The sequence below is a fragment of the Ruegeria sp. CDSA077 genome (assembly GCF_059612265.1).
On the sequence record NZ_JBXWQG010000018.1, the window covers coordinates 1 to 16,220 of the forward strand.

At 52.6% G+C, this 16,220-nt stretch carries 15 protein-coding genes and 1 tRNA gene; 8 read left to right on the top strand and 8 right to left on the bottom strand.

The window, feature by feature from the left end:
• On the top strand, window positions 1-1,011 hold a 1,011-nt coding region (locus AC2FLE_RS20010; protein WP_496699251.1), incomplete at its 5' end, for a hypothetical protein.
• Between the two features lie 509 nt (window positions 1,012-1,520).
• On the opposite strand, the gene AC2FLE_RS20015 is transcribed toward AC2FLE_RS20010, so the two are convergent.
• Together AC2FLE_RS20015 and AC2FLE_RS20020 are read right to left on the bottom strand one after the other, a co-directional pair.
• Window positions 1,521-2,705, bottom strand: coding sequence for an adenylate/guanylate cyclase domain-containing protein (locus tag AC2FLE_RS20015; RefSeq protein WP_496694241.1), 1,185 nt, complete (start codon window positions 2,703-2,705; stop codon window positions 1,521-1,523).
• Between the two features lie 12 nt (window positions 2,706-2,717).
• Window positions 2,718-3,881: an alginate lyase family protein gene (locus AC2FLE_RS20020; protein WP_496699253.1), complete on the bottom strand. Its 1,164-nt coding sequence runs from the start codon at window positions 3,879-3,881 to the stop codon at window positions 2,718-2,720.
• A gap of 561 nt (window positions 3,882-4,442) precedes the next feature.
• Between AC2FLE_RS20020 and AC2FLE_RS20025 the strand changes: the two genes are divergently transcribed.
• The 5 genes from AC2FLE_RS20025 to AC2FLE_RS20045 all read left to right on the top strand — a co-directional run bounded on the left by AC2FLE_RS20025 (window position 4,443) and on the right by AC2FLE_RS20045 (window position 8,584).
• The gene (locus tag AC2FLE_RS20025; RefSeq protein WP_496699255.1) at window positions 4,443-5,627 is read left to right on the top strand and encodes a site-specific integrase; all 1,185 of its coding nucleotides are present in this window, start codon (window positions 4,443-4,445) and stop codon (window positions 5,625-5,627) included.
• A gap of 208 nt (window positions 5,628-5,835) precedes the next feature.
• Window positions 5,836-6,555: a hypothetical protein gene (locus AC2FLE_RS20030; protein ID WP_496699257.1), complete on the top strand. Its 720-nt coding sequence runs from the start codon at window positions 5,836-5,838 to the stop codon at window positions 6,553-6,555.
• A 104-nt stretch (window positions 6,556-6,659) separates the two neighbouring features.
• On the top strand, window positions 6,660-6,887 hold the full coding sequence (locus AC2FLE_RS20035; RefSeq protein ID WP_480805196.1) for a helix-turn-helix transcriptional regulator: 228 nt from the start codon (window positions 6,660-6,662) through the stop codon (window positions 6,885-6,887).
• 142 nt (window positions 6,888-7,029) lie between these two features.
• Complete coding sequence (locus AC2FLE_RS20040) at window positions 7,030-7,251, top strand: hypothetical protein (protein ID WP_496699259.1); 222 nt, start codon at window positions 7,030-7,032, stop codon at window positions 7,249-7,251.
• A 181-nt stretch (window positions 7,252-7,432) separates the two neighbouring features.
• Window positions 7,433-8,584 (top strand): ricin-type beta-trefoil lectin domain protein, encoded by a 1,152-nt coding sequence (locus tag AC2FLE_RS20045; protein WP_496699261.1) that lies wholly within the window; start codon window positions 7,433-7,435, stop codon window positions 8,582-8,584.
• Between the two features lie 160 nt (window positions 8,585-8,744).
• Here AC2FLE_RS20045 and AC2FLE_RS20050 read toward each other — a convergent pair whose 3' ends face one another.
• The 4 genes from AC2FLE_RS20050 to AC2FLE_RS20065 all read right to left on the bottom strand — a co-directional run bounded on the left by AC2FLE_RS20050 (window position 8,745) and on the right by AC2FLE_RS20065 (window position 11,636).
• The gene (locus AC2FLE_RS20050) at window positions 8,745-9,764 is read right to left on the bottom strand and encodes a retron St85 family RNA-directed DNA polymerase (protein WP_496699263.1); all 1,020 of its coding nucleotides are present in this window, start codon (window positions 9,762-9,764) and stop codon (window positions 8,745-8,747) included.
• A gap of 485 nt (window positions 9,765-10,249) precedes the next feature.
• The gene (locus AC2FLE_RS20055) at window positions 10,250-10,756 is read right to left on the bottom strand and encodes a hypothetical protein (protein ID WP_496699265.1); all 507 of its coding nucleotides are present in this window, start codon (window positions 10,754-10,756) and stop codon (window positions 10,250-10,252) included.
• Window positions 10,757-10,956: 200 nt separating this feature from the next.
• On the bottom strand, window positions 10,957-11,139 hold the full coding sequence (locus tag AC2FLE_RS20060; RefSeq protein WP_496699267.1) for a hypothetical protein: 183 nt from the start codon (window positions 11,137-11,139) through the stop codon (window positions 10,957-10,959).
• Between the two features lie 421 nt (window positions 11,140-11,560).
• A tRNA-Lys gene (locus tag AC2FLE_RS20065) sits at window positions 11,561-11,636 on the bottom strand.
• Between the two features lie 212 nt (window positions 11,637-11,848).
• On the opposite strand from AC2FLE_RS20065, the gene dapF reads away from it, so the two are divergent.
• Both dapF and mtaB read left to right on the top strand, forming a co-directional pair.
• A complete protein-coding gene (gene dapF / locus AC2FLE_RS20070; RefSeq protein ID WP_496699269.1) occupies window positions 11,849-12,691 on the top strand; it encodes a diaminopimelate epimerase in 843 nt (280 codons plus the stop codon).
• Complete coding sequence (gene mtaB, locus AC2FLE_RS20075; protein WP_496699271.1) at window positions 12,688-13,944, top strand: tRNA (N(6)-L-threonylcarbamoyladenosine(37)-C(2))-methylthiotransferase MtaB; 1,257 nt, start codon at window positions 12,688-12,690, stop codon at window positions 13,942-13,944. Before dapF ends, mtaB begins: the two co-directional genes overlap by 4 nt.
• Window positions 13,945-14,085: 141 nt before the next feature.
• On the opposite strand, the gene AC2FLE_RS20080 is transcribed toward mtaB, so the two are convergent.
• Both AC2FLE_RS20080 and petB read right to left on the bottom strand, forming a co-directional pair.
• On the bottom strand, window positions 14,086-14,871 hold the full coding sequence (locus AC2FLE_RS20080; RefSeq protein ID WP_142640228.1) for a cytochrome c1: 786 nt from the start codon (window positions 14,869-14,871) through the stop codon (window positions 14,086-14,088).
• A 17-nt stretch (window positions 14,872-14,888) separates the two neighbouring features.
• Window positions 14,889-16,220, bottom strand: a complete 1,332-nt coding sequence (gene petB, locus AC2FLE_RS20085; protein ID WP_142640230.1) for a cytochrome b — start codon at window positions 16,218-16,220, stop codon at window positions 14,889-14,891.

Below are 16,220 nucleotides of genomic sequence, written 5' to 3' on the forward strand. Positions count from 1 at the left end.
AGACACTCACACCTAGAGGAACGTGCTGTCTACAAGAATTTTGGAAAACCCGAACAAGGCGAAGAAGCTCATCCACTGTTTGCGCTGGCCAACGATCATTCAAAAGAAGAGATATTCGCAGGTAGCGAGACGTGCATAATTCCGGTCGATTTGGGGGTGTCTTTAGTTGGTCTCGGTTACGCGCCACCTTGTGAAATCAACGAAAAACTCCGCGCGACCAAGCAGTTCACAGGCGAATGTGAAGCACCTCTATGGAGGCGCTTCGTGAACTGGCGCAAAATGCCCAAGACAGAACTTGAGACCACATATAAAGAAGCTCAGCTGTATGTCTTCGAGAGCGAAGAAATCGAGCCCGGCCCTTATCTGCATATTGCGAATGACCTTCATTTTCTGGCCAAAACCGGACTTGGAACCGGTGAGGATATCGCTAGTAAGATATTGGTTCGTATTAGGGAGCTTGCAAATCTGAAAAAGATTCGTGCTGCAGCCTATGGGAATGACTTGGGCTGGAATACCGAGTTTGGCACGTTTTCCTTTGGAGGCTATGGTTTCGATCCCTACGAAGAATTCAAACCGATAATCGAGGCGATGAAAACGGCTCAGGTTGAGGCATTTGAAGCATCGCGGCCAGATGAAGCAATACGGTTACTAGGCCTACTGCGAGAAGATTTGGAAGCGTTTGGGCGCGAGTTTTCTGGGAACTTCTACCATATTGGTTATCATCAAACCGCAATTCTTCACAATATAGATGCCCACCAGTTCGCCAGCGAGATATTTAGGCATCTTGAGGCAGGTGACTTCGAATCCGTTGGTACTCAGCTAAGTACCTTGGGGAATAGACATCGCCCGAATGCTATGCCGGAAGAGCTGGCTTGGGCAGTAACAGTTCGGGAAAATCTGATTGGCTTGTCTGAAAATGCGGGGTTGCTTGAGCGTGCGCGAATGCACTGGTTCTTGGGGCACAATTGGAAATTCCCGACAGCAGGAGAGGATGATGTAAACACTTCCTAAGGCGACACAGTGTTGTTTGGTCAGCATTAGAATGCAGAACGGACGGATGCAATTGCAGCGGGTCTCATGACTTCTAGCGGCAGGTTAGGGCTCAAAAGCGCGTCAATTGTCACTGGTTGACCCGCACCTTACGTTACGGAGAAGTGCGTGTGAAGCATTTGAAGCTATGGTTGAATGACTCTCACTGGTCGCTATAGCGACAAAAAGCGCTGCCAAAACTTCATCGTGTCGAATGTCTAAAAGTCCCGCTAGCCGGACCTTGATGCCGTCTGAACCGACCCGGTGACCTACTGAAACCGTCAGATGACCGGTTCGAGCCCATAGCCGTCGTTGCCATGAGAGTTGGGCGCTGCGAGTGCATTCGGCAGCTCCGAGCCCAGAGCAACTCATTTATCTGTGAAGCATCAGACTTGATTTGACGCAAATCTCAGTCAGCGTTGCTGAGAGTGTGTTGCACACTGGCTGCCTGGATGCGTTGAATTTCGTAGTTCGTGAAATGGTAGGCCATCTCAATCTAGCTCCACCTCCATCACGTAACCGAAAGCGGTGCTTTCTCCATTGTGATCGTCCCAAAAGGGTGACGGTTGGGAGATGGCATTATAATATCTGACAACATGAGCTTTGTTCGCGAAATTGTTGGGTTGGCCATTTGCAAAATTGGTGTAGGCCACTGGTTCTCCGCTTACCAGTACCCAGCCGCCATCTGGCTCCTTAGCACCGGGTTCTTGATACATCCCAATCCAAGGGCCTCGAATTCCACCATCTTCAAAAACTTTCCAAAGTCGTTCATCATTTTTTATCAGGCTGTAGACAAAATCGTTTTCCTCTTCTGAAGTAATCGAGACGAGGTAGCCACCACGATATTGAGCGTCTCGCAATGAGCTCTGCCAATCACTACCCCAAGTAAGAACGACATAGTAAGCGTGCTCGTTCCAAGTACCCGAAGCTACTACATCAGACATTTCTGGCAGAGGTGGAGCATACGCAGGTCGGTTTTCGTACCAAGGAATTACGCCAGAAGACACATTGGCTATCTTTATCCTGAAGAAGTAGTAGCTTATTCCGACTGCTAAGCAGAGAACTGCAGAAAGGCCGATGCCAGCAAACGCCAATCTTTTGGTAGTCCAAGATGGCCTTCCATCGGTGGAATCTGAGACCGTGTAAGTGCGAACCCTTCGGTCAATATTCTTGAGACGTTTGGCTCCCAGAAGGTGAAAATTAAGTGACAAAACGCCAATGACTTGGTCGTGTACTTCACCGGACAAGCAAATTCCGCCCGGTCTTGCCAGCCCCTCTAAGCGAGCTGCGATGTTTACGCCGTCACCTAAAAGGTCATCACCCTGACGGATTACGTCGCCGACGTTAACCCCAATCCGAAAATTAAGTTGGCGGTCAGGCGAAATGCCGAGATTAAGTGTCCTGACACCTTCTTGAATATCGAGAGCGCACCGCACTGCCTCCACAGAGCTTCCAAACTCGGCTATGACGCTGTCACCAGCCGTGTTAGCAATTCTACCGCCGTATTTTTCAATAAGTTGATCTGTCAGGCGCCGTCTGTCCGACAGCATCAGGGCAGTTCCTTCTTCGTCGATGCCGGCGAGGCGGCTATAACCAGCTACATCAGCCGCAAGAATGGCTGCCAGCGTTCGCTGAATGGGAATCTTTTGTTCAGTTTCTGTCTCTTCTTGGGTCAAGAGATTCACCCACTAGCGCGACGAATAGTAACACGAGGCCCATAAGCCGGATATTTTTGGATAAGACTCATGGCGTTTAAGCTGATCATGTCGTGCGCTTCTCGGCAGACGAATACCGTACTCACGCCCTGCAATTGTATAGAGATTCAGCGCATACTGGTGGACAAAGGTCCGAGCGTCTTTCGGGTCACCGCTGTAAGATCGACCCCGGTTACCAACCGCTCGAAATTGCGAATAATCAGTAATTCCTAGGGATGTTAGTTTTACAGCGGAAAATAATCGAGGACCAAGCTTTGCATCTCTGAAATAATCCACCCCCCAAGATCTTGCCACAAGAGCATACGACAATGCAGAATCTAAGCCGTATGTGTGGTACCAAAAACCTCGCACGCCACGGTAAGAATTCTCGTCGATATAACCTGACTTTTCGATATGTTTCAGAAAAACGCGTTTGCGCGTCGACAACTCACGTCGAGCAAGGCTCTTGTCACTTGTCAACGAAGCATAGGCTAAGACGGCTGTACCCATGTTGCCAAAATCGTATATTCCGCTCTGATCAGACTTGGCTTCTGGCGATACAAAGTTCTTATATCCGACTTTGAACCATGGGGTTAAAACGTCCAAGTCTTCTTTTGTCATGAATGGTTTCAGAACTGCAGCTGATACCATCAGGTTCGCATACATTCGGGCAACCATACGCGACTGATGCCTTGGGCATATGCTATTGGGACCAGCCGAGTAACAGCTTTTGTTCTTGGATTCGCGAACAGTGAGAAGGCGGGGCTCGTTCTGATAGCGTCGCCCCAAAGCCAAGTTTTTCATACCGTCGATTAATGTACGAGCAAGAGGCGCATCGTTGGCAGCTGCAGCAGCATAGCTGTTGAACAAGATGACTTCCCATGGGTCTTCAAATCCACCCTTTTTAATTGTCAAAGAAGAAGATTGCAGAGTCGCATCGATGTAGCGCTGACTGTTCGAGTACAGAGCGTTTAGCGCTTGCCGAGCCTTTGCTTGGCTACGACCCGCCCCTTGGGCATTCTTCAGGCAAGCTGGTCCTAGCTGATTGGCGATAAAGTACTTCGGTCCCAACGCAGATTGCGCTGCACTTTCTGATGATCCGACCATCAACGTCGCCAAAGGCACTACAAGAAGTGAAAAAAGTTTTCCCCAAAACATTTTCAAACACCCAATCACAAAAGAGAAACTAATCTCAATACAATATTGCTATTTAAACTTTGAGGCAAACTGGCCCTTTATTCGACCAAAGCCGACTGTCCGCTTTTTGCGCCGAGCAGCCATTGCGTACCTTTGATCGTGCGGCTGCAGCGAATGGCCGCTTGGTGGCCTTCCAGCCGCGCCGCCATGTAAACCAGAATGCAACTTCGTCCAACTAAGCGAAGTGCAATACTGCTAACCGCACATCGCCGAGCGAAATTTCAAACTGTGGTAGCCCGGTGGTAGCCATGAGATGCGGAGTAAAAAGAGGAAGTCCTCTAACCCTTTGAAAAAAGTGGTGAGCCGTGCAGGATTCGAACCTGCGACCCACTGATTAAAAGAACGGCCAGAGCCATTTCGCTGTATTTCTCCAAGCTTCGCCACACTGACAAAAATAAAGCGAAAACATATATTTACGTTGACCCGCGTTGCTCCATCATTTCATGAATTACTCCAGAATTCGCCGCCATTTGCTTCCGTATAGCTTCCGGAAGCAGGCTGGAAGCAAGGAGTGTTCTGGATATGTTCAAACTGACCAAGCGCGCAGTAGAGGGGCTTGCTGTAGAAGCCAAAGAATACCTTGTCTGGGACCGGGACATGCGCGGCTTCGGTTTGCGGGTCTATCCTTCCGGTAAGAAGACGTATCTGGTTCAGTACCGGGCCGGACGCCGGACACGGCGGATCACCATCGGGCAGCATGGCGTCCTGACAGCCGAGGAAGCGCGGACACGGGCAAAGCAGCTTCTGGGTGATGTCGCGCGCGGGTCGGACCCTTCCGCCGAAAGACAGGCCAAACGGCGCGCGCCAACTGTGGCGGGTCTCTGTGACCGGTTCCTTGAGGAATATGTCGATCAGCATTGCAAGCCGACCACCGCCCGCGACTATCACAGTGTTATTCGCCGGTTCATCCGCCCCAAGCTTGGCCCCATCCCGATTGCCGAGGTGACCCGCGCCGACGTGGTGGCGTTTCACCACGGATTGCGCGAAACGCCTTATCAGGCCAACCGGGCGGCGGCCATGTTGTCGAAGCTGTTCAATCTGGCCGAGGATTGGGGATTGCGGCAAGCGGGATCAAACCCCGCCCGCCGGATTAAGAAGTTCCGCGAAGAAGAAAAGAAACGCTACCTTTCAGACGCGGAGCAGATACGGCTTGGTGAGGTGCTGGCAGAGGCGCTGGAAGAAGCCACAGAGACCGTCTATGTGGTCTCGGCCCTCCTGCTGCTGATTTACACGGGATGCCGCCTCAGCGAGATTCTGACGCTGCGCTGGGACTATGTTACTTCGCACCATTTGGAACTGCCGGACAGCAAGACCGGACGTCGCCGTATTCCCCTGCCGAGGGAAGCCTATGACATTCTGATGGAATTGCCCCGGCAACCGGGAAACCCTTATGTAATATTAGGTGAGTCAGAGACCGGGCCGCTCAACAATCTGCAAAAGCCGTGGCGGCGTATACGTAAGACGGCAGGTTTGGAAGATGTCCGCATCCACGACCTGCGACACACCTATGCCTCTGTTGCGATGAAAGACGGGATTGACCCCTTCACCCTGAAAGAAATTATGGGTCACAAGAACCTGACCACAACACTGCGCTATGCTCACCTAGCGGACGATGCGGTTCAGCGCGCGGCAGGTTCGGTTGCGGCCCGATTGGCCCGTGCGGTTCGTAAGAATGCGCACGCCACTCCACTTAGAGTTGTTGGATGATTTTCGCGGCAACGAACTATTTGAACCGGGCCATCAAGCCGTACGTCCCTACCCCGGATATACCCCGGGTAGAGAGGTTCAGCCTTACCCGGGGTATACCCGGGGTAGGAAAAGCATTCAGTGACCAGAACGCACAGGATTCCAACTGGTGCCGGATGCAATGCCCGAGTAATTGGGCAGCCAAAGCCCAAAACCAAATCTGAGAGAAATGACGATGACCTCAAAATTTGCCACAGGTGCTTTGGATAAAGGTGAAGTACGCCGCATGGAGCGCGCATCATCCCTGAACAATTCGGACATGGATAAGCTTTGGAATATTTGCGGACTGGAAGGTGTACACAGTGCCGAATTCGCTGAAAAGGTACGGGAGGCGGTGTATTTCTACTTTCCCGGGCCGGACCGGCACTTTGCTTTTCCGGCAAAAGAGCGTGCTCAACTTTACGCCAAACTAGAGAAGACTGTCAGCAATCTCAGAGAGCAGCTGGAAAATATCCCTGAAGAAATGCTCAATGAAATCGATTGGAGTGGCGAACTGTATGCGCCGGAGGGTTTTGACACAGACCTACCAGCCGATTTCGGAGTTTTTACCTACGGCGGGTATCTCATCTATAGCCTGCAAGGTCAGTTGGAAGACTTCGCCAACATGGTTTCTGACGCACAAAAAGACCATGGGAAAGCCCGGGGAAAGCCCAAACAAAACGGCAATCTCGAAGCGACAATCGGGGATCTCAGCCAAGTATATGAGAGCTTTTCTGGGCGCACGCCGATGACAGGGTATCGCTACGATGAGTTGGACGAAATACGACCCTACAAGGGACCGTTCTTTGACTTCCTGCATTCTGTGTTCTGGACGGTAAACAGGAGAAATTTTCCCTCCAGCAACACCATTGGTGACACCGCCCGACGCTTGTTTAAGCTAAGAAAATAAGGTGATGGCGTAAATGTCCCAAAACTTAGACAATTACGCCATTAGATCGCGAACCAATTTCGCTGCATTCTGCTTTCAATACGTTCAAACACATTGAGGCGAACATGCAGACACAACCTAACCCAGACTACTTTGATCAGTTGATCGACGAAAAAGCGGCGGCAGACTATCTTTGTTACTCTGTCCGCGCTTTGCAAAATTGGCGCGTGCGTGGCGGCGGTCCCTTGTTTATCAAAGTGTCCGGTCGCTCTGTTCGATACACCCGCCGCGACCTTCAAAAGTGGATTGCTGAAAAACGCGTGGCGAACACCAGTACCGCACCTACCAATTAAACAAGTTTTGCCCACGTAGAGCTGGCAGCGCTGCGCGGGATTTTGGGGCCGGATGGTTCCTGAGGGGCGCGAGGTAAAACGCCACCTCGCGCCCTTCCTTTGTCTGCCAACCGACAATTTCTAACACAACGGAACAAACCAAATGAGCAATCAACCCGCCCACAAGCTCAAGCTGGGTCTCATCACCGCAACAATCTGGGACAATGACGGCTTCTACTCTGTCGATTTAACCCGCTCTTACCGGGACAAAGATTGTGAATGGAAATCTACCACCAGCTTTTCGCACAGCGACTTATTGAATGTCGCGAAATGTGCAGAGCGTGCAGAAATTTGGATCGGACGACAGATCAATAGCCGCCAATAACAACCGCCGGGCGTCCAGCCCGGCCCCAAAACAATAGCTGCCCCGCCGGAGGCACTATTGAAGGGCGCGAAAGCGCCCGCCCCTTTCCCAACCTCAAACATAGCAGCGCGGCGTTCGCCGAAAGAGGGGGGTGATTGTAGCACCCCCCTCTGGAAATACCGGAACCCAAGGAGGCCTTAAGATGCACGTTGTACATCGTGGATTCGACACTATCGCACTTTCGATTCAGGCGAATATCTCTCAGGAGCTATTCGATCTGCTGAGTGCCGAACGCGACAGAGCCGAAGAAGCGCGGCACCCTGTTCCTTTCAGCTATGGCGGCGCGGACTTTGACTTGTTGCCCCATGGCGGCAACGGGTATCGCTTTATCCTCAAAGGAGGGCCTTTGGATGTGCACTGGTCCTTCAAGAAACCCAATGTACGCGACCCTTGGGGCATTCGGGTTTCGGTAGGCTCAACACTTCTGGCGACACAAGGGCTCGGGTACGCGCGATCTTATGTCGACAAGACCCTAACACGGCTCGGAATCCGATTTGAGTCGCATCAAGTCAGTATTGGTCGCGCCGATTTCTGCGTCGATATCCTTGCACCAGAATTCGAACTTATCCCCGAAAACTTTGTCATTCACAGCCACACGAACCGTGCGGATTATCTCAGCGCTGAAAATGACGTGCGCAGCAATGGCAAGTCTGGTCAGTTCACATCTGTCACGGTCGGCAAAATGCCGGGGCGGCAGGTCATTATCTACGATAAACGTCGTGAAGTGATCGATAAGAAAAAGCCGATCTGGTGGGATATTTGGAACGCAAACCTTGAGCGGGATGGTTTGCCCCCATTGGACTATTCTGATGCCTCTCAGAGCCGCGTGTGGCGCGTCGAGGTGCGTGCCGGAAAGGACTTGCTTAAGGATCGATGGCAGATAAGGTCGTGGCCCCAGTTCGACGCTCTGTTTGGCGATGTAATTTCCGAGGCACTAAAGAAGATACGTTACTGTGAGCCTGATCCTGATGACAGCAATCGCGCCCGGTGGCCCAATCATGAAATTTGGGACTTAGTCGCTGGATCATCAGAGGATGATTTGCTGGAAATGCGCAGCCACATCGACGCAACCAACGTTAAGCACGTACATCGCGCTGAGCAAATTAGGTTGATATCATCGCAAATTGCAGGCCTTGGGATCACTCTGGCCGCACTGGAAGATACTCAAGAAAGTGAGTTGAGTGAATTCATGAATAGAGTTGGAGGCAGGCTCGCTGAGCACATAAGAGCGGACCCTGAGCGCGCCGCAAACAAGCTGCATGAAGCCAAGAACAGATATCGGTTCATTGCGTAACCCCTGACGAGTGCCCGCCTTCTTTTGTGCTGTGTTCGTTCATGCAGTTTGAACACATTACGGATATCCGCAGCTGAACTTAATACCTTGGCGAAGCTTGCCTTGAGCGGGCGTTCGCGACACTTTGATCATTCCGAGGACTAGAGATCAGTTCAGGTCCTCAATGCATATCTGATCGGTTTTTTTGTCCCGCGAGTAGGATATCCGCAGCTTTCAACAAAGCTTTCATTTGCACAGCATCCGGAAATTGCATCGCGTATCCCCTCAGTCCTAATAGGTAGGCGATGTCTTCCTTTTCTAGCCAAGGTTTTTTGCTCAGAGCATGGAGGCGCGCTCTGTTATTTTTACGCCACTCCAGTGGCGGCTGAACAAACTCGCCGCAGATGAGACCGGTCACTTCTTTTCGATTGCCTGAACCGGAGTATCTAGTTTTTGCAGGCTTCAATTCAAATCCGGCTTCCTTCAGAAACTTTTCGACTTCCAAGTGAAAGTCTGCCGCAATGAATTCATTACTGCTGAAGGTTAGATCGTCGGCGTATCTTGAATATTTCATACCGTTTGCTTTTGCGAGTTCCTGAAGTTTCTCATCAGTCTCAGATAGGACTAGGTTCGCTAGGCTAGGACTCGTTGGGGCACCTTGAGGCAAACAACCCTTGAGAGTGCACAGGCTGGAAAGCGTTGTTGAGGTATCCGCACTGTATCCAAGGTTAACGAAAATTTCTTGAATTTGGCTCTCTGTTACAGTGTCAAAAAAAGAGTGAATATCGACATTCAAGATATGTTTGGAGCCGGAATGAAAGCGTGCGTTGTCTTGTATGGATTTGTCGCGGCAAAAGCCAAAGGCTTGTTTGTGGGTGGGCAACTTGATCAAGATATTTTCAAGGATCCACCATTGAATCACTTTTAGATAGGTCCTCGGGGCGGAAATTATTCGATCAGTTCCATCCTTTTTTTTGAGCGGAAAAGTGCGATAGTGTTTTTCTTTCTTTTTTGTAATAGAAACAACAAGTTGAGGACCTATTCCCAAAACAATAGCTATATCAAGTGAAGTGAGGAGCGGTGCAATCCCACGGTCACGAAACTTTTGAAGTTGGGCTTCGTCAAACTGAGGATTTTCTGAGCGTAGTATAGCTTCAACGTGCTTAAAGTCGTTTGGAAAGTGGTAGGAGCGAGTTGGCATCTCAGAGAATCCAGTCCAGAAGACTGCCTTGAGCACGTGGATTTAAAGGAAGCTCCGGATTTCCGGAAACCTCCGGAAATCCGGAGCTTCCTTTAAATCCACGAGCCCTTATGAAGTTAACCTGCATATCTGCTCGCCGAAACAGCGAACAATCTGATAGTGAAGCCAACTCGCAACTCATTTGTACTTCTTCCTTTGTTCCTTCATCAAGAACATTCTCAGGTTATCGAGTTCTTTATGAAGGCCGTCGCGCCGCACCAATTCGCGTCCCTTAGATGTTAGGAAATATGTCCCTCTTCGAACTTGAAGAGTGTACCCGTGTAGCCTCGCGAACGAATGGGCTTCTCTAAAGGCGCCCGAAGCGAGCAAGGCTTCACTTGCTTCAGGGGGAAGTACCTCTGGCGCGAATCTCTCTACGTCTTGTATTCGCCCAGGCTGGATGACGGCCAGGACTGCTAAGTATGCAAATAGCGGGTCTGGCACACTCATCCTTCTAACCTAGACTGAAGTTGGATTTGGGTTTTCACTTTGTTCGAGTAGGCTTTTACAATTTCAAAACAGCCTTCCACATCTTTGTAATCTACATTTTCGATCCTTGAGCCTAGCGCCTCAGCACAGGCAACTGGACCTGTGTTGAGGTATCCCATGCTCTTTTCGTGGGTAACGTCAGCAAGAATTATCATTTTCGTGCAAATTTCCCTATTTAGACTAAACGCACCGATTTCAGCAAATGAACCGGGACTATCGGGGATCATAACAACAAGAGAAGCCACATCTCTTGCATGTCCCAATTCTGCTTCAGCCGCATTGTGGTACTCTCCGGTTCCGGCATTGAAAGCGTCAATCTTCTCAGGATATGTTCCTAGGCTGACTGAAAAATTCTCTCCTTTTAGACGATGAAAAAGTTGAAATCTCAGAATGGATGCAGCCGAGTTTTTCGACTCGCTTTCATTTTTAGGTTCAATATACGGCCCCGCCAAAAATACAGTCACGGGCCGCTCGGTGTGCCGGGCTGCTCGTGTTAAGGTTGCGGCATTAAGAGTGCGCGCAGTTGCAGGGCTGTCTCCATAATAATAATTGTTTACGACTGATTGATCGACTGTGTTCCCGTCCCCGTTGATGTCGGACAATTGGGAATTGGTCGAATTGTTAGTTCCCAATACCTTTCTCAGAAATGACCGTAGGGCGATCTTCATTGATCACTACTGCCCTCACCGTTTTTGCTATCCACACGCTGATTGACCGTGTTTCCTTGGCCGGAGACATTTGCTTTTTGATTGACGTTTGTGGATTGACTTTTTCGCCAACGCAGTAGGCCAACGACAGCTACAACCGCCACCACGATCCCCGCAACCCAGTACGCTTGTTCTAACATCTAACTTCCCTTGGATTTAGTCTGAGCGAAATGATCGATAATGTATCGCATGCCAGTCGCTTGCACTGAAAAATCTATACTCTCAAGGTATAGCGGCTTTTGCCAATAATCTAGAGCGGGCTTGGATGGACCTTCAGTAAAGTACCGTGCTGTAGACTTACGGAACCATATTGGCGGGCTGGATGCCTCCCTCCGCTTTATGCGTGCCAAGACATCAGGGAGGCTTCAAAACATAGGCCCGTTGGGGCCAAGTCCAAACCATTTGCAATCTGCGCGAGTTTGGTCATCGAGCGAAGCCACTGTCGTTCAATAGACACACTTCAATCTTTGTCACGATGCTTCCGTATTGCTTCCGGCAAACATCTAGCCCCTGATGCGGAAGTTGATTTCTCGCGCAACGCATTGTTTTGTTTGAAAAAAGTGGTGAGCCGTGCAGGATTCGAACCTGCGACCCACTGATTAAAAGTCAGTTGCTCTACCAACTGAGCTAACGGCCCACTCTTTGTCTTGGATCCTTAGGATCCGTGGCGCTCTGTAAGGCATTTTCCCGACAGGGTTCAAGACCTTATTTCACACCGCGCTACGCCTGTAGTTTCTTTCGAAACGGCGTCCCGATAGGCGGCCTACTTAGGCAGGTGGCGCAGGGGGGTCAACCCCTTTTTTCACGAATCTGCGCCATAGGGTGGATTCCGGTTCCGCGCGGCGTTATATGCCCGCCATGCAAGGAATTCAGAACACCGGATTGCCCTTTATGAAGATGCATGGGCTGGGCAATGACTTTGTCATTGTGGATGCGCGCGCGCATGAGGTCGGGGTGACTCCAGCCTTGGCCCAAGCCATTGGGCATCGGCAATTTGGGGTCGGCTTTGATCAGCTCGCCGTCATCGAAAATGGCGCATCAGATGCCCATCTGGTGTTCTACAACGCCGATGGCTCGACCTCGGCCGCCTGTGGCAATGCCACCCGCTGTATCGCGCGGTTTCTGATGGAGGAAACCGGCAAACAGACCCTGACGCTCACCACCGAGCGGGGAACGCTGTATGCAAGCGATGCGGGGGACGGGCTGACTTCGGTTAATATGGGACTGCCGCAGCTGAACTGGCACGAGATTCCATTGACCGAAGACCTGGACACCTTGGAACTGCCGATCGAAGGCGCCCCAACCGCCACCGGCATGGGAAACCCGCATTGCACCTTCTTTGTCGACAATGCCGAGGCGATTCTGCTGGCAGAGTTCGGCGCGCGGTATGAATATCATCCGCTCTATCCAGAACGGACCAATGTACAAGTGGCACAGCTGATCGGTCCGGATCATATCCGCATGCGCGTATGGGAACGGGGCGTTGGCATCACCCTGGCCTCTGGCTCTTCGTCCTGCGCAACGGCCGTGGCCGCAGCCCGGCGCGGCCTGACCGGACGCAATGTTCGGATCGAGCTGGACGGCGGCACGATTTGGATTGATTGGCGCGACGATGGCGTCTGGATGACCGGCCCTACCGCCCATGTCTTCTCGGGCCTGCTGACGCCGGAATTCCTGAGGTCGCTGGGATGAACCCGCCCAAATTCACCACGCTGGGCTGCCGCCTGAACGCCTATGAGACCGAGGCGATGAAAGAGCTGTCGCAACAGGCCGGTGTGACCGATGCAGTGGTGGTGAACACCTGCGCCGTGACCGCCGAGGCAGTGCGCAAGGCCCGGCAGGAAATCCGCAAACTGCGCCGCGAAAACCCGAATGCCCGGCTGATTGTGACCGGCTGCGCTGCGCAGACAGAACCGCAGACCTTTTCCCAGATGGAAGAGGTCGATGCCGTCATTGGCAACACTGAAAAGATGCGACCCGAAACCTGGAAAGGCATGGCGGCGGATTTCATTGGTGAAACCGAGGCCGTCCAGGTTGATGACATCATGTCGGTTACCGAAACCGCTGGCCACCTGATCGACGGGTTTGGCACTCGTTCCCGCGCCTATGTACAGGTTCAGAATGGCTGTGACCACCGCTGTACCTTCTGCATCATCCCATATGGCCGCGGTAATTCGCGCAGCGTCCCCGCGGGCGTTGTTGTGGACCAGATCAAGCGTCTGGTCGATAAGGGTTATAATGAGGTCGTTCTGACCGGCGTTGACCTGACCTCATGGGGCGCTGACCTGCCTGCCCAGCCAAAGCTGGGTGATCTCGTTATGCGCATCCTCAAACTGGTGCCTGATTTGCCGCGCCTGCGGATCAGCTCGATCGATTCGATCGAGGTCGATGAAAACCTGATGCAGGCCATTGCCACAGAACCCCGCCTGATGCCTCACTTGCATCTGTCGCTGCAGCATGGCGATGATCTGATCCTGAAGCGGATGAAACGCCGCCATTTGCGTGACGATGCGATCCGCTTTACCCAAGAGGCCCGCGAGCTGCGCCCTGAGATGACCTTTGGCGCTGACATCATCGCCGGTTTCCCGACCGAGACCGAGGCCCATTTCGAAAACTCGCTAAGGCTGGTTGCCGATTGCGATCTGACATGGCTGCATGTCTTCCCCTACTCCAAACGCGAAGGCACACCCGCTGCCCGCATTCCGCAGCAGGTCAACGGCAATGTCATCAAAACCCGCGCCGCCCGTCTGCGTGCCGCTGGCGAGGTGCAGATTGCCAAGCACCTGACCGCGCAGGTTGGCAAGATACATCACATCCTGATGGAAAACCCGCATATGGGCCGGACCGAGCAGTTCACCGAAGTTACGTTCCAAACCCCTCAATCCGAAGGGCAGATCGTGACCGCGACGATCACCGGCTGCTCGGATACGCAGCTCAGCGCCTGATCCGCCTCTTCATCTGGCCGAAAATACCTCGGGGATGAATTGGCCGCAGGCCAAGAAGGGGCTGGCCCCTTCCACCCCAAAGCAACAAAAAAACCCCCGCTGCCAGTGGCGCGGGGGTTTCTAACTTTTCTGAAAAAGCGCTTAGTGTTTCTTCTTGCCTTTAACACCTGCCCACAGACGCTTGTTGACCAGGTACAGCAGGACCGACAGAAGCGTCAGGAAGACAACACCGACAAAGCCCGAATACTTACGCTCCATCATCTTCGGTTCAGCCGTCCACATCAGGAAGGCTGCAACGTCTTCCGACATATGCTCGACGTCATTTGCGTGGCCATCGGCAAACTCGACCTGCTCATCCGAAAGCGGGGGCGCCATCGAAATCCAACCACCGGGGAAGGCGGTGTTTTCGTACAGAACCGTTCCCGCTTCTTCCTTTTCGTGGCCGGTATAACCATCCAGCAACGAGGCGATGTATTCCGGGCCGCCCATGCCGTTGACCAGCTGGTTGATCCCCAGACCGTAAGGGCCGTGGAAACCGGCACGCGCCTTGGCCATCAGGCTCAGGTCGGGTGCGCCAACGCCATCATTGGCGGGGAAATGGTCAACGGGTTTAGCCGGGCGGAAATCGTCCAGCTCGGGGTCGAACACTTCAAAGTTGCCCGCCGCATAGGCGGTGACTTCGTCTTCCGAATAGCCCAGCGCTTCGAGGTCACGCAGAGGCACATAGCGCAGGCCGTGACAGGCCGCGCAAACCTCGGTGTAAATCTGCAGGCCGCGCTGCAACTGGTGTTGATCCCAGGTTCCGAACGGGCCTTCGAATGAGAATTGGAAGTCCTCGATATGCTGTTCGCCTCCGCCTGCCGCGTTAGACGCGACAGGAGCAAGTGCGATAGCAAACGCGGCACCGATTGCAAGTTTCTTGAACATGTTTCCGGTCCCTCTTCTTACTCGGCCGGCGTGGCATCGGCGTCAGCCTTGCCATAATGCGCGTTGAAGTCTTCTTCGATGGTTTCCGGCTGTGCATCGGGTTTTTCGATGACACCCAGAACCGGCAGGATCACGAAGAAATAGCCGAACCAGTAGGCCGATGCGATTAACGAGAAGGTCGCATAGGGTTCTTCTGCGGGCATCGCACCCAGCCACATCAGGGCAAAGAAGTCGACGATCAGCAGGTAGAACCACCATTTGAACATCGGCCGGTATTTACCCGAACGTACGGTCGACGTGTCCAGCCACGGCGCCAGAGCCATAGCCAGGATCGCACCAAACATCGCCAGAACACCAAAGAACTTGGCGTCAATGATGCCGCCGGTGATGAAGCTGGCGAATTGAACAACCCAGACCTCGCCGGTAAAGGCACGCAGGATCGCGTAGAACGGCAAGAAGTACCATTCGGGCACGATATGTGCCGGTGTTACCAGCGGGTTGGCTTCGATGTAGTTATCCGGGTGGCCCAGATAGTTCGGCATGAAACCAACAATCGCCCAGAACACAACCAGAATGACCGCCAGTGCGAACAGGTCCTTGATCACGAAGTAAGGCCAGAAGGGCAGCGTGTCTTTCTCAGCCTCGGCTTTCGAACCGCGGCGAACCTCAACACCTGTCGGGTTGTTGTTGCCGGTGGTGTGGAAAGCCCAGACATGCACGATGACCAGCGCCGCAATTACAAAGGGCAGCAGGTAGTGCAGCGAGAAGAAGCGGTTCAGCGTGGCGTTGTCCACAGCCGGTCCGCCCAGCAGCCAAGTCTGGATCGCGTCACCCACAAACGGGATCGCACCAAACAGGCCGGTGATCACGGTCGCACCCCAGAAGGACATCTGACCCCAGGGCAGAACATAGCCCATAAAGGCAGTGCCCATCATGCAGAGATAAATCAGCATCCCGATGATCCACGTAACCTCGCGCGGGGCTTTGTACGAGCCATAGAACAGGCCGCGGAAGATGTGGATGTATACCGCGACAAAGAACAGCGATGCGCCGTTCATGTGCAGATACCGCAGCATATAGCCGCCATTCACGTTGCGCATGATGTGCTCGATGCTAGCAAAGGCCAGATCAACATGCGGAGTGTAGTGCATCACCAGAACGATACCGGTGACAATTTGCAGGACCAGGCAAAACGCCAGGACGATGCCCCAGATCCACCACCAGTTCAGGTTCTTGGGGGTTGGGATCATCAGGGTGTCATAGATCAGGCCGACGATGGGCAGGCGGCTGTTCAGCCACTTTTCGCCACTTGTCTTCGGCTCATAGTGATCGTGGGGAATTCCGGACAT